Source organism: Ottowia oryzae (genome assembly GCF_003008535.1).
GTDB classification, from domain to species: Bacteria; Pseudomonadota; Gammaproteobacteria; order Burkholderiales; family Burkholderiaceae_C; genus Ottowia; species Ottowia oryzae.
This window is the reverse complement of the sequence record NZ_CP027666.1, coordinates 1,024,399-1,038,013: the sequence shown is the minus strand read 5'-3', so window position 1 is coordinate 1,038,013 and position 13,615 is coordinate 1,024,399. Positions and strand designations below refer to the sequence as shown.

14 protein-coding genes are annotated in these 13,615 nt (G+C 65.3%); 2 read left to right on the top strand and 12 right to left on the bottom strand.

The genetic code is table 11. The annotated features are described in order from the left end of the window. Positions 1-83 precede the first annotated feature (83 nt). Positions 84-1,595, bottom strand: a complete 1,512-nt coding sequence (locus tag C6570_RS04785; protein WP_106702208.1) for a class I SAM-dependent methyltransferase — start codon at positions 1,593-1,595, stop codon at positions 84-86. Positions 1,596-1,688: 93 nt separating this feature from the next. Then, positions 1,689-3,011 (bottom strand): glutamate-5-semialdehyde dehydrogenase, encoded by a 1,323-nt coding sequence (locus C6570_RS04780; RefSeq protein WP_106702207.1) that lies wholly within the window; start codon positions 3,009-3,011, stop codon positions 1,689-1,691. Between the two features lie 406 nt (positions 3,012-3,417). Between C6570_RS04780 and C6570_RS04775 the strand changes: the two genes are divergently transcribed. After that, a complete protein-coding gene (locus tag C6570_RS04775; RefSeq protein ID WP_106702206.1) occupies positions 3,418-3,777 on the top strand; it encodes a hypothetical protein in 360 nt (119 codons plus the stop codon). Between the two features lie 133 nt (positions 3,778-3,910). Here C6570_RS04775 and C6570_RS04770 read toward each other — a convergent pair whose 3' ends face one another. The 8 genes from C6570_RS04770 to C6570_RS04735 all read right to left on the bottom strand — a co-directional run bounded on the left by C6570_RS04770 (position 3,911) and on the right by C6570_RS04735 (position 11,323). Next, positions 3,911-4,105 carry a ribbon-helix-helix domain-containing protein gene (locus C6570_RS04770; protein ID WP_106702205.1) on the bottom strand — a complete coding sequence of 65 codons (195 nt, stop codon included), beginning with the start codon at positions 4,103-4,105 and terminating at the stop codon, positions 3,911-3,913. Between the two features lie 143 nt (positions 4,106-4,248). Next, positions 4,249-5,325: a DNA polymerase III subunit delta gene (gene holA, locus C6570_RS04765; RefSeq protein WP_106702204.1), complete on the bottom strand. Its 1,077-nt coding sequence runs from the start codon at positions 5,323-5,325 to the stop codon at positions 4,249-4,251. Positions 5,326-5,370: 45 nt separating this feature from the next. Beyond that, the gene (locus tag C6570_RS04760; protein ID WP_106702203.1) at positions 5,371-5,871 is read right to left on the bottom strand and encodes an LPS-assembly lipoprotein LptE; all 501 of its coding nucleotides are present in this window, start codon (positions 5,869-5,871) and stop codon (positions 5,371-5,373) included. A 2-nt stretch (positions 5,872-5,873) separates the two neighbouring features. Beyond that, positions 5,874-8,567 carry a leucine--tRNA ligase gene (gene leuS, locus C6570_RS04755; protein ID WP_106702202.1) on the bottom strand — a complete coding sequence of 898 codons (2,694 nt, stop codon included), beginning with the start codon at positions 8,565-8,567 and terminating at the stop codon, positions 5,874-5,876. A 148-nt stretch (positions 8,568-8,715) separates the two neighbouring features. Beyond that, positions 8,716-9,162: an ExbD/TolR family protein gene (locus C6570_RS04750; RefSeq protein WP_106702201.1), complete on the bottom strand. Its 447-nt coding sequence runs from the start codon at positions 9,160-9,162 to the stop codon at positions 8,716-8,718. Between the two features lie 98 nt (positions 9,163-9,260). Beyond that, on the bottom strand, positions 9,261-9,899 hold the full coding sequence (locus C6570_RS04745) for a MotA/TolQ/ExbB proton channel family protein (protein WP_106702200.1): 639 nt from the start codon (positions 9,897-9,899) through the stop codon (positions 9,261-9,263). Positions 9,900-9,925: 26 nt separating this feature from the next. After that, positions 9,926-10,738, bottom strand: coding sequence for a 4-hydroxy-tetrahydrodipicolinate reductase (gene dapB / locus C6570_RS04740; protein ID WP_106702199.1), 813 nt, complete (start codon positions 10,736-10,738; stop codon positions 9,926-9,928). Positions 10,739-10,789: 51 nt separating this feature from the next. Beyond that, positions 10,790-11,323, bottom strand: a complete 534-nt coding sequence (locus C6570_RS04735) for an outer membrane protein assembly factor BamE (protein WP_106702198.1) — start codon at positions 11,321-11,323, stop codon at positions 10,790-10,792. A 108-nt stretch (positions 11,324-11,431) separates the two neighbouring features. On the opposite strand from C6570_RS04735, the gene fur reads away from it, so the two are divergent. Further along, positions 11,432-11,851 (top strand): ferric iron uptake transcriptional regulator, encoded by a 420-nt coding sequence (gene fur / locus C6570_RS04730; RefSeq protein WP_106704521.1) that lies wholly within the window; start codon positions 11,432-11,434, stop codon positions 11,849-11,851. A 103-nt stretch (positions 11,852-11,954) separates the two neighbouring features. Here fur and hprK read toward each other — a convergent pair whose 3' ends face one another. Beyond that, entirely contained in the window at positions 11,955-12,914 is a 960-nt protein-coding gene (gene hprK, locus C6570_RS04725; protein WP_106702197.1) for an HPr(Ser) kinase/phosphatase, read from the bottom strand. Between the two features lie 90 nt (positions 12,915-13,004). After that, positions 13,005-13,472, bottom strand: a complete 468-nt coding sequence (locus C6570_RS04720) for a PTS sugar transporter subunit IIA (RefSeq protein WP_106702196.1) — start codon at positions 13,470-13,472, stop codon at positions 13,005-13,007. Positions 13,473-13,615 lie beyond the last annotated feature (143 nt).

The following is a 13,615-nucleotide window of genomic DNA, read 5'->3' as shown; positions in this document are numbered from 1 at the left end:
GGCGCGGGTCTGTCAAATGCCTTATATGCGGTGCATTCTAGGGAGCACAAGCGACACGCCCGCGAATTGCCGACGGGCGGCCATCAAGCTGGCGCATGCTGCGGCCCGCCCGGCGCCACTGGCGCACGTTTGGTGCGCGAGCGCCGCTCGGCCACCTCGCGGCGCTCTGTGGTCGATAGATAGCGCTTGCGAAGCCGAACCTGCATGGAATCCACCGCGCGCGGCGTGCGCATGATGGTCTGAAGATCGACCCCTTGGTTTTTCATGCCCATGCCCAGCGGACTGAGCTGCATGCCCGTGTGAACAACGTCAAAGCGCTGCTCGGTCCAGCCGAGATACCAAAACCAATCGGTGTAGTACAGCCAGCTGTTTTCGTTGAACGCGCGCACGTGCGTCGGGTCTTGCCAGGCGCCCAGGCCCAACTCGTACGGCACGGATATCTCGAACTCGCCACCGGGCCGGAGCAGGCGCAGCGCGTTGGTCATCGCACAGACCAGGTCCGGAATGTGTTCGAGCACGTCGTTGGCCACGAGCTTTTCGAACGTGTTCTCCAGCAGCCTCACGGGGCCGAAGCGCTCAGTCTGCAGCAGCTCGCCAAAAGGCAGCGGACGCCCCAGATCCAGCACCGCGTCGGGTTGCCAGAACGGATCGATATCGACGTTGAACCAGTCTTCGCGGAAATCCTTGCCGCTGCCCAGATGCAGCGTCAGCGGAATCGCGCCCAGTGCCTCGCTGGTCGGCTTGGGCAGACCAAGCACCTCGGCCAGGATGGCCGTTTGCGGGCGCGCACTGAAGAGCTCGAAGCCCCGCAGTTCCAAGCGCTTGCGCTCGGTCTCGTTCTTGACCAGGTTCTCGCAAGCCTGCACCAGGCCGTCGTAGGGCACGTAGGCCATGCCATCCCGCAGTGCCTCGTCGTCCGGGTTCATCATCGAGTGCTCGCAAACCACCGCCTTGCGATTGGTCAGCAGGTAACTCACCCGTGCCGTCTCGAAGGTGCCTGACTCATAGAAATGGGTGTTGAGCACCACCTTGGCGCGCCCGATGTACTGATCGCGCTGCTCGCCATAAACGCCAAAGAGTGCTTCCACCTTCATCCCGCGCGCCTGAAGCTGCGCCAGGACATGGTCGCGACGCTCGTTGCGCGAGCCGTAGAACAGCACGTCGATGTCCTGCTTGGGCACCGCACGCACACGCGCCAACTCGGGCACGTAGCCCAGCGGAACATGGCTCACGCGCTGATGGCCGGCTGCGCGCAACACATCGACGTTGGCTTGGCTGTAGTCCCACACCGGGAATCGGGCCATCAGGTCGAAGTAGGGCTTGGCCTCCGGCCGCTTGCTCCAGTCCGTCAGCTGCTCCAGGTTGAAGATGACGGTGCCGGCGGGCAGCGCTACACCGGGGCTGAGCAGATGGCCGCCGAACAGCAGCAGCGCGTCCGCGGCTTGCGATGGCGGCCCCATCGTGGCGTGCAAACCCAGGCTGCGCAGCGCGAAGACCATGCTCTCGGCCGCTTCCAGTAACGCCAGACTGTGCTGGTAGCCCGCAGGCTGCGCGATAGACACGACCCAGTTGCGCGCCGACTCAATGCCGCTCATCCCATCCACCTTTTTCTTCCATGGCGGTGTGCGCACTGGGCCCAAAGCCGACGCAAACACCGTGGCGCGCCATGCGCCCTACCCGCATTGTGCCTAGCCGCGCACTTCGCCATCGCCCAGCACCACCCACTTCAGCGAAGTGAGTCCCTCGATCCCGACCGGCCCGCGGGCGTGGAACTTGTCGGTGCTGATGCCGATTTCGGCGCCCAGGCCGAACTCGAAACCATCGGCGAAGCGCGTGCTGGCGTTCACCATCACGCTGGCCGAATCCACCTCGCGCAAAAAACGCTGGGCATGTACGTGGCTGGTCGTCAGGATCGCCTCGGTGTGGTGGCTGGAATAGTGGTTGATGTGCGCAATGGCCTCATCCACGCCCGCAACCAGCTTGATGCTGATGATGGGGGCGAGGTATTCCTCGGACCAATCTTGCTCGGTCGCCAGAACCAGTTTTGCTACATTTTGAGTAGCTACCTGCGCTTGTCCCGCCTGCGCTGAAGGCAGTTTTTCCTTCAAGATTGCCAATGCCTCGGGGTCGCAGCGCATCTCTACGCCCTTGGCCGCGAAGATGGCGCCGATGCGCGGCAAGAAAGCGGGGGCCACGCTGCGGGCCACCAGCAGGCTTTCGGTGGCGTTGCAGGGGCTGTACTTCTGGGTCTTGGCGTTGTCGGTGACTTTCACCGCCAGGTCCAGGTCGCACGGATCGTCCACATAAGTGTGGCAATTGCCGTCCAGGTGCTTGATGACGGGCACTTTCGCTTCGGCGCTGATGCGCTCAATCAGGCCCTTGCCGCCGCGCGGGATGATGACATCCACAAATTCAGGCATGGCGATCAGCTGGCCCACGGCAGCGCGGTCGGTGGTGGACACCAACTGCACCGCTTCGGGCGGCAGGCCCGCGCTTTGCAGGGCCTGCTGCACCAACGCCGCCAGCGCGGTATTCGATTCGATGGCTTCGCTGCCGCCGCGCAGGATGCAGGCGTTGCCGCTTTTGATCGAGAGGCTGGCGGCCTCGATGGTGACGTTGGGCCGGCTCTCGTAAATCATGCCGAACACGCCGATGGGCACGCGCATCTGCCCCACGCGAATGCCGCTGGGCTGCTGGCGCAGCGAGACAACGTCGCCGATCACGTCTGGCATGGCTGCCAGCTGCTCGCAGCCTTCGGCGCAGGTTTCCAGGATGGCGGGCGTCAGCTTCAGGCGATCGACCATCGGCTCGGCCAGGCCGGCTTCGCGCGCACGCGCCAGATCGCGCTGGTTGGGTGCCTGAAGGGCATCGGTCTGCTCGCGCAGCAGGCGCGCCAGCTCGCGCAGCGCCTGGTTGCGCACGGCAGCGCCAGAGCGGGCCATGGCGCGCGAAGCTTCGCGGGCCTGCAAGCCCAGAACCTGCATGGTTTCGACGACGTTGTGTGCGTTCATGCCCAATTGTCCCAAAAAAGCGCGTGTGCCGATCCGCCACTGGCGTGAAAGCGCGTGTGCCGATCCGCCACTGGCGTGAAAGCGCTTGAGCGCGCCGCGCCTGGCGCCAGGGGCGAAACCATCCCCTATGCGCGCCGCGCATTGAATATCGCCACGGCCAGCCAGGCGCCTTCTGTGAACCCTGGTGGCGGCCGGGTGTCGATCGCGCTACAGTTCGCTGGTTACAAGACGCAACCATGCAATCCATCACGCCAAGTCTGCGCACATGCCGGTCAACCCATTGCAAATGCCGTTGCAACCCGATTACATTGCCCCTGAGCGAGCCGCGCAGCGCCCTTTTGCAATGCACAGCCAGCGCCAATTTCGTCTCACCCCTTCCCCGCCAACAAGGAACAAGGAACTGCCCATGGCAACGATCAAACAAACTCTCGACGAACTGATGACCCTGGACGGTGCCATGTGCGCCGCCGTGGTCGATTCCGCCTCCGGCATGATGCTGGGCTCGGTCGGCACCGGTGTGGACCTGGAAGTCGCCGCCGCCGGCAACACCGAAGTGGTGCGCGCCAAGACCAAAACCATGCGCTCGCTGGGCCTGAACGACGTGATCGAAGACATCCTGATCACCCTGGGCAAGCAGTACCACATCCTGCGTCCCTCGGCCCGCAAAGAAGGCGTGTTCATCTACTACGTGCTGGACAAGCAGCGCGCCAACCTGGCCATGGCCCGTCGCAAGACCGCCGACGTGGACAAGGAAATGAATTTCTGATCACCCCCGATCAGGAAAGCAAAAGCCCCGGCGTGCCGGGGCTTTTTTGTGGCCGACGCCGCCATCAGCGGACAAACGATCGACCGAAGTAGCCAGCCGCTCAGCGACAGGCTACTGGACGCTTGCCAAAGCCTCAGCTTTCGTCGTCAGGATCGTGGTCGCCAGGACTCCACTGCACGCCGTGCTGGGTCAGGTAGTCGCGAATGAGTTTGCGAACCACTTGCGAGGGCGTTACATCTTGCGCGGCGCAAAGGGATTCAAACGCACGCTTCTTGGACGGGTCGATCAAGACCGTCAGCCGGGCGGTTTTCTGTTCTAGTTTGGCCATATGCGTTGGATTGAACTGCCATTGTAAGGACGCACGCATCCCACCGTCTACCCAGCCAGCGCCCGCGCTGCGTACAAACCGGGCAGACGTGAAATCCGACCGCACCCGCGTGGGGCGATCCGCAGCGCAATGCCCGCCGCTGCTCAACTGCGCGAGGCTACCCGCCCGCTCGCCATACCGCACGCGCCGCACAGGCTTTGCGCCAAGCGGTGCAGCGCCGCCCAGGGCTGGGCCGGCCAGCCGGGGTGCTTGAGACCTTTGACGATGCCATCCACCTGGTGCGCCGCCTGCAGCAGGCCCGCCAGTTGCGAATCGCTCAGGTGCGGCAACACCCGCTCAAACAAGCGTTCGCGCAATCCCCAGATGCGCTGCTCACGCAGGGCCATGGGCAGCGGGCGGCCTGCGGCCATCGCATCCTTCACGCGCTTGAGCGCGCGAATGTCTTCCGCCAGCGCGTAGTGCACCAGCACTTCCGATTCGCCTTCTGCCTGCAAGCCGTCCAGCATGCGCTGCACCCGGTCGCGGCGCCCGGCCAGCACCGCTTCGCTGAGCTTGAACACGTCGTAGCGGGCCACGTTCAACACCGCGGCTTCAATCTGGGCGGCGCTCAGCTCCCCAGCCGGATACAGCAGGCCCAGCTTGACGATTTCCTGGTGGGCGGCCAGCAGGTTGCCTTCCACGCGGTCGGCAAAGAAGGTCAGTGTGGTCTGGCCGGCCTCGCCCGGCGCCACGCGCTGGCCCTGCGCGGCCAGGCGCGCCGCAATCCACTGGGGCAGCGCCGGTCGCTCGACCGGATCGATCTGCACCGTAGCGCCCGCGCCGTCCAGCGCTGAAAACCAGGCGCCGGTGCGCGTGGCCTTGTCCAGCCGGGGCAGCACGACCAGCGTCAAGGTGCTGTCGTTGCCCGCCGCCGCGTCGGCAATCTGCTGCAGCGCAGCGCTGCCTTCCTTGCCCGGCTTGCCCGAGGGAATGCGAATTTCGACCAGCTGCTTATCGGCGAACAGGCTCAACGAATTACTGGCCGCCAGCACCGTGCCCCAATCGAAATGCGCGCCCTGGACCGTGTGCACCGTGCGCTCGGTATAGCCCTGCGCGCGCGCGGCTTCGCGGATGGCGTCGGCGACCTCCTGGACCAGCAGCGCCTCGTCGCCGTGCAGCGTGTAAAGCGGCCGCAGGGTCTTGGCCAGATGGGCGGGCAACTGCGTTGCGTTGACTTGCATGCGATGTGGGGCGTTTTCTCAGTGCGGCCTGGGCCGCCGCAGTCATCAGAGATGCACGGTGGCCAGGCGGCGCATCACCTGCTGCACGATGTCGCTTTGCATGTTCTGGTAGAGCATCAGGCCTTCCTGCTCTTTCGACAGCGCGGCCGATTCGGCATAGCTCTGGTCGATCTGGCGCGAGATTTCAGACATCGGCAGCAGTTCGCGCCCGTCGGCCGTGCGCAGGCGAAACCTCAGGCGGATGCGCAGCGTCAGCTCGCGCACCTCGCCGTTCGCGTTCACGCTGACGACGATGCGTTCGCGCACCTCGCCGGGCGATTCCAGCACCACCTCGGCCTTGGGCAACTCGGCCGCCTCGGTGATGACCTTCAGGCTGCCCGTGCCTTCCAGCTGCCGGCGCAGCTCCACCGTCAGCGACGACGAGGCCGGCATTGCCAGCGCAATGCTCTTGAAAGCGAAGACAGGCGGCTTGCGCAGCTCGAAGCCGCAGGCGGTCAGCAGCGGCGCGGCCAGGGCGGCGGTGAGCAGGGAACGGCGGCGAGCCATGCTCAGGCCACCACCACGTTGACGAGCCGGCCGGGCACGACCACCACTTTCTTCACCGCGCCACCCGGGTGGTGCTTGGCAAAGGCCTCGCTGGCCAGCGCCGTGGCTTCGATCTCTTCCTTGCTGGCCGAGGCCGGCACCTGGATGGCGCCGCGCAGTTTGCCGTTGACCTGCAGCATCAGCTCCACCTCGTCGAGTTTGAGCGCTTCGGCGTCCGGGCGCGGCCAGGGCGCGTCGAGCAACGCGCCTTGCGCGGCGTCGAAGCCCAGTGCCTTCCACAGGCCATGCGCCAGGTGCGGCGTGGCCGGGTACAGCACGCGCAGCAGGATGGAAAAGCCCTCGGCCAGCGCGGCCTGGTCGCCCGCCGAGCCGTCGGACTTGAAGCCCTCCAGCGCGTTCAGCAGCTTCATGGCGCCCGACACCACGGTGTTGTACTGCAGGCGCTGGTAGTCGTAGTCGATCTGGCCCAGCACGCTGTGCACTTCGTGCCGCAGGGTTTTGGCGCTCTTGCCAAATTCAATGACATTCTGGCCTTCAGCGCCCGCCGGATAAGCGCTGGCAGCTACATTACCTATAGCATTCAGCTTGGCGCCAAAGTTCCACACGCGGCGCAGGAAGCGGTAGCTGCCTTCCACCGCGGCGTCGTTCCACTCCAGCGTGGCCTCGGGCGGGGCGGTGAACATGGTGTACAGGCGCGCGGTGTCGGCGCCGTACTTCTGGATCAGGTCTTGCGGGTCCACGCCGTTGTTTTTCGACTTGGACATGGTGCCCACGCCCTCGTAGTCGATCAGCGTGCCGGCGGGCAGCTCGCCCACCGCCTTGTTGAGCTTGGCGCCCACCTGGTGGCCATCGGCGTCCATCACCGGCTCGACGTCGGCGGGCCAGAAGTATTCCTTGGCGCCCTTGTCGGTGCGGCGCGAATAGATGTGGTTGAGCACCATGCCTTGCGTCAGCAGGCGGGTGAAGGGCTCGTCCACCTTCGTCAGGCCCATGTCGCGCATCACCTTCGTCCAAAAGCGGGCGTACAGCAGGTGCAGGATGGCGTGTTCGATGCCGCCGATGTACTGGTCCATCGGCATCCAGTACTGCGCGCCCTCGCCCACCATGGCCGTGTCCAGCTGGGGGTCGCAATAGCGCATGAAGTACCAAGACGAGTCGATGAATGTGTCCATCGTGTCGGTTTCGCGCCGCGCGGGCTGGCCGCAGCAGGGGCAGTCCACCTTCAGAAACGCGTCGCACTTGTTCAGCGGGTTGCCGCTGCCGTCGGGCACCAGATCCTGCGGCAGCACCACGGGCAGGTCGCTTTCGGGCACCGGCACGGCGCCGCAGGTGGCGCAGTGGATGATGGGGATCGGCGTGCCCCAGTAGCGCTGGCGGCTGATGCCCCAGTCGCGCAGGCGCCAGGTGGTTTTCTTCTCACCCAGGCCCTTGGCTTGCAGGGCATGGGCGACGGCGTCCACCGCCTCCTGGTAGGTCATGCCGCTCAGGCTGTCGGAATTGATGGTGACGCCGTTTTGCTTGTCGGCGTACCAGTCGTGCCAGCGTTCGTAGTCGTAGTGCTGGCCGTCGACGTGCACCACCTGCTTGATGAGCAGGTCGTACTTCAGCGCAAAGGCAAAGTCGCGCTCGTCATGGCCGGGCACGCCCATGACGGCGCCGTCGCCGTAGCTCATCAGCACGTAGTTGCCCACCCACACCGGCACTTCTTCGCCGGTCAGCGGGTGCACCACGTTCAGGCCGGTGGGCATGCCTTCCTTGTCTTTCAGGGCCAGCTCGGCCTCGGTCGTGCCGCCTTGCTTGCACTTTTCGATGAAGGCGGCCAGCGCCGGGTTGCCCTGCGCGGCGTGCGTGGCCAGTGGGTGTTCCGGCGCCACTGCGCAGAAGGTGACGCCCATGATCGTGTCGGCGCGCGTGGTGAACACGTACATGCGGCCGTCCTGGATCAGGTTGCCGTCGTTGCCACGGATGTCGTGCGTAAAGGCGAAGCGCACGCCCTCGCTCTTGCCGATCCAGTTTTCCTGCATCAGGCGAACGCGGTCGGGCCAGCCGGTCAGCGTGGCCTTGTCGTTGCCGATCTGGACGTGGTCCAGCAGCTCTTGCGCGTAATCGGTGATCTTCAGGTAGTAGCCGGGAATCTCGCGCTTTTCCACCGGCGCGCCGGTGCGCCAGCCCTTGCCGTCGATGACCTGCTCGTTGGCCAGCACGGTCTGGTCCACCGGGTCCCAGTTCACCACCTGGGTCTTGCGGTAGGCGATGCCTTTTTCCAGCATCTTCAAAAACAGCCACTGGTCCCAGCGGTAGTAGTCGGGGTCGCACGTGGCGACCTCGCGGCTCCAGTCGATGGCCAGGCCCATCGCCTGCATCTGCCCCCTCATGTAGGCGATGTTTTCGTACGTCCACTTGGCGGGAGGCAAGCCGTTTTTGAGCGCGGCGTTTTCGGCGGGCAGGCCGAACGCGTCCCAACCCATGGGCATCAGCACGTTGTAGCCCTGCATGCGCAGCTGGCGCGCCAGCATGTCGTTGATGGTGTAGTTGCGCACGTGGCCCATGTGCAGCTTGCCGCTGGGGTACGGCAGCATGGAGCACGCGTAGTACTTCTTCTTGTTCGGGTTCTCGCTGACGCGGTAGGCGTCCTGGGCTTGCCAGTCGGCTTGGGCAGCCTGTTCGACGCTGCGATGGTCGTAGGTTTCTTGCATGCCCAAATTGTAGGGCGGCGCGCCCAGCCAAATGTGGGCGGCGCGTGCAAGCGTTTGCTACTCAAACAATAGCTTCTTGCGCTGGATGGGCGGGCGCCAGCGCCTTAAAACACCCTGAAACGGAGTTAAAGAGTGCTTGAACGGGCGCTTACTGCGATGCAGCGGGCACAGGCGCGGCGGCTGCGGCCGGGTCAGCCACGAAGCCGATGCGGTTCAGGCCCGCCTTTTGCGCTTCGCCCATGACCTCGACCACGCGGCCGTAGGGCACGGTGGTGTCGGCACGCAACTGCACTTCGGTGTCGGGGTTGAGCTTGGCCGCGCCCTGCAGCTCGCTGGTCAGCTGCGCCTGCGTCACCGGCTTATCGTTGAAGAACACCTGGCCAGCCTTGTCGACCACGACGGTAACGAACTTGGGCGGATCGCCCGGCTTGGCCGCATCGGTCTTGGGCAAATCCAGCCGGATCGAGCTGGCCAGCAGCGGCGCCGTGATGATGAAGATCACCAGCAGCACCAGCATCACGTCCACCAGCGGCGTGACGTTGATGTCGCTCATGGGCTCCGAGCCCTTGGTGCGTTCGAGTCTTCCAAATGCCATAAGTCACCTGCCCCCACGCTGCACGGCTTCGCCTGTTGCGCTGCCCCCCATGGGGGCGCCGGCCGCCTTGCGAAGCGTAGAGCTCAAATTCATCCAGGTCAGTGATTCACCATCAGCTCGCGCAAATCCCGCGCGAAGCCTTCCAGCTCGGCTTCGATGCGCGCGATGGTGCGGCCAAACCAGTTGTAGGCCAGCACGGCGGGGATGGCCACCGCCAGGCCTGCGGCGGTCATGATCAGGGCCTCGCCCACCGGGCCGGCCACCTTGTCGATGCTGATCTGGTTGGTGCCCGCGATGCTGGTCAGCGCGTGGTAGATGCCCCACACCGTGCCCAGCAGCCCGACAAACGGCGAGATGGAGCCCACGGTGGCCAACAGCACCTGGCCGAACTGCAGGCGCCCCATGATGGCGTGCAGCGTGTCGCGCAAAAGCCGCGTGAGCTGCTGTGCGCGGTCACCCGCCGCCGCCAGCGTGCCGCCGGCCGGGTGCTGGGTCGCATCGACCAGCGGGGACACCAACTGGCCTTTGTCAAAGCCGCTGATGCGGCTGGCCGCCTCGGCCAGCGACGGCGCCTGCCAGAAAGCGCTGATGCTGCGCGCCACATCGCCGCTGGCGCGGCGCAGCATCCATGCCTTGTAAAGAATGACCACCCAGCTGGCGACCGACATGAGCAGCAGCAGAACCGCCACGGCCTTGCCGATGGCGTCGCTTTGCGAAAAAACGTGACCGAGATTCATGGTGAGCAGGTTTCGATGAATGGGACTCAGCGAAGGTTCAACACGTCGTACATGTCGTACAAACCGTTGCGCTTGTCGGCCAGGAACCGGGCCGCGCGCAGCGCGCCCTGGGCGTAACCCTGGCGGTTGGAGGATTTGTGACTGATCTCGATGCGCTCGCCCGTGCCGGCGAACAGCACGGTGTGGTCGCCCACGATGTCGCCGCCGCGGATGGTGGCAAAACCGATGCTGGACGGATCGCGCTCGCCGGTGTGGCCGTAGCGCTCATACACGGCGCAATCCTTCAGGTTGCGGCCCATGGCTTCGGCGATCACCTCGCCCATTTTCAGAGCCGTGCCACTGGGCGCGTCCACCTTGTGGCGGTGGTGCGCCTCGATGATTTCAACGTCGTAACCGGTGGACAACGCCTTGGCCGCCAGCTCCAGCAATTTGAAGGTGACGTTGACGCCCACGCTCATGTTGGGCGCGAAAACGATGGGCACATCCTTCGCGGCGGCGGTGATCTCTGCCTTCTGCTCTTCCGAAAAACCGGTCGTGCCCACGACCAAACCCACGCCCAAGCGCCGGCAGGCGGCCAGGTTGGCCAGCGTCGCCTCAGGCCGGGTGAAATCAATCAGCACCCGGGCGCCGGCCAGACCCGCGTCCAGGTCGCCGGTGACGGCCACGCCCGACACCCAGCCCGCTGGAGCGCCTGCGTCCTGGCCCAGCGCCGGGCTGTCGGCCCGGTCAAGTGCGCCAGAAAGGACGCAGTCGCCCGCCTGGCGCACCGCATCGATCAGCATCTGCCCCATGCGCCCGCTGGCGCCGGCAATGGCAATCGGCAAAGCAGAAGAAGTCATGCAGTCCCTCAAAATGGATGGCGCGGCCAGAGCGGCCACGCGATGCGCTGCTTAGCGCTGCGGCTCCAGCGGCGGGTAGCTGCCTGCGGGGCGCGGTTCGGCGCGAGGGGCTTCGGTGCTGGCAGGCGCATCGGCGTCGTTGGGCGCGGGGAACTTGGCCAGCTGCTCTTCGGTGGCTTCGAGCTGCGGCACCTTGGGCTTCTTGTCGCGGCCGATGCGCTGAACGAACTCGGTTTCGCTGGGCATGTCGTCGCCCTCAAAGCGGTCCAGCACGTCGCCGTTGAAGAACAGCGACAGCTTGTAGTTCTGCAGCGGCACGCCCTGGCGCTTCATGGTGAACACGTAGTCCCAGCGGTCGCCATGGAACACGCTGGCCATCAGCGGCGTGCCCAGCACGTCGCGCACCTGCAGCCGCGTCATGCCGGGCTGCAGCTGAGCCACTTGCTCTTTGGACACGAAGTTGCCCTGCACCACCTCGGGTTTGTACAAGGTGATCGCGTCGGCCATGCTGCGCGTGGCTGAGTCGAAGCTGCTGCAGGCACCCAAGCCGCAAACCAGCGCTGCCAGCATGACCGGGCGGATCATGCGGACATGGAATCGAGATATAGCCACCATGTATCCAGCTCATGCACAATACGAGCCGGACATTGTAGCGGCGCGCACCTCATGCCTGCCGCGTTCTTTCAGGACGGCATGGACACCATCGACGAACTCAAGAGCACGGGCCTGAAGGCCACGCTGCCCCGTCTGAAGATCCTCGAGATCTTTCAGAAAGCCGATCAGCGCCACATGACGGCTGAGGACGTCTATCGCCTGCTGCTGGCCGACCATTCCGACATCGGCCTGGCCACCGTCTACCGGGTGCTCACGCAGTTCGAGCAAGCCGGCATCCTGAACCGCAACCACTTCGAGGCCGGCAAGGCCATCTACGAGTTGCGCGACGAGCAGCACCACGACCACCTGGTGTGCACGTCCTGCGGCAAGGTTGAGGAGTTTCTGGACGCCGAGATTGAACGCCGCCAGCACAACGTGGCGTCTGGCCTGGGCTGGTCGCTGCAGGATCACGCCATGTCGCTGTACGGCATCTGCCCCGACTGCCAGAAAAAGCGCTGACCCCGGGCGACTGACCAGCCGGGCGGCCAACCCATCGTTAGAGAGGCTTTTGAGCCTCTGGCGCCCGCCCCACCAGCGCCGCCAGCTACTCAATTGATAGCAACTACGACAGATCGCTGTCGTGCTCCATCGCGCGGCGGTGCCGCTCGACAAACTCCTGGTACGTATCGATGCCGCGCAGCTGCAGGATGTGGTTGCGCACTGCTGCCTCCACCAGCACGGCGATGTTGCGGCCGGCCACCACCTGGATGATGGCTTTCTGGATCGGCACGCCCAGCACCTCCTGCGTCAGCGGCTCGTACGGCAGGCGCTCGTAGTCGCGCTCCATGGTTTCGCGCCGCACCAGGTGCACGATGAGTTTCAGGCGCATGCGCCGGCGCACCGCGGTCTCGCCAAATATGGCGCGGATGTCCAGCAGGCCGATGCCGCGCACTTCCAGCAGGTTCTGCAGCAGCTCAGGGCAGCGGCCTTCCACCGTGGTCTGGTTGATGCGGAACAAATCGACCGCGTCGTCGGCCACCAGGCCGTTGCCGCGCGAAATCAGCTCCAACCCCAGCTCACTCTTGCCCAGGCCCGATTCGCCGGTGATCAGCACACCCAGGCCAAGGATGTCCATGAACACGCCGTGCATGGTGGTGCGGTTGGCGAAGTGCTTGGAGAGGTAGGCGCGCAGCACGTCGATGACGAAGGCGGCCGATTCGTCGGTGGAAAACAGCGGAATTTGCGCCCGCTCGCACATCGACACCAGCGCCTCGGGCGCAGCCTGAGCGTCGCACAGCACCAGCACTGGCGGCTCCAGCGTGACGATGCGCGACATGCGGCGTGCGCAGTCGTCGGGCGCGGCGTTGGTCAGGTAAGCGAGTTCGCGCGTGCCCAGGATCTGCACGCGGTAGGGGTGGATGTAGTTCAGGTAGCCCACCAGGTCGGCACTGGACTGCGCTTCGCGCACCGCCACCTCATCAAAGCGCCGTTCGGACGCGCCCAGCCCGGCAATCCACTGCCAGCGCAAGGCGGCGCGGTGGTCCTCGAACAGGACGTCGGCACTGATGACGGAAGGCTTCATGGGCACAGGCTGCTGGCGGAGGGCGTTGGCCAGTCTATGCGAGGGGGCGCGCGTTCGGGTATTCCCCGACCAGCGCACGCCTGACGAAGATCAAGCGGCTTGCGCGGGCTGCCACTGGGCGATGAGCCCGTGCAGGTCTTCGGCCGTGGGCGCGGACTTGACCCGCTCGCGCAGGTTGCTGTCGCTCAGCAGCTCCGCGATCTCGGAGAGGATCTCCAGGTGCTTTTGCGTGGCCGCCTCGGGCACCAGCAAAAAAATCAGCAGGCCCACGGGCTGCTCATCCGGCGCGTCGAAGCCGATAGGCTGCGCCAGTTGCAGCACAGCCGCCATCGGCGCCTTCAGGCCCTTGATGCGCCCATGCGGTATGGCAACGCCGTGCCCCAGGCCGGTGGAGCCCAGGCGTTCGCGGGCGAACAGGCTGTCGGTGATCAGCGCGCGCGACAGGCCGTGCTGGTTCTCGAACAGAAGGCCGGCTTCCTCGAACGCCCGCTTCTTGCTGGTGGCGTCAACGCCCACCAACACCTGCGAGGCCGGGAGAATGGATGCAAGTCGGTTCATGGCTTAGGGGGCGAATTATGCCCTGCGTCGATCCAGGGGCCACAGTGGGCGCCGCACTGCGCCGGCAAAGGCCTGTTTGAACGTGCGGTGGCCGTTTGCGCCTGCCGCGCTGCGCGGCTTGGCCTATCCACTGAAAGCAGCAT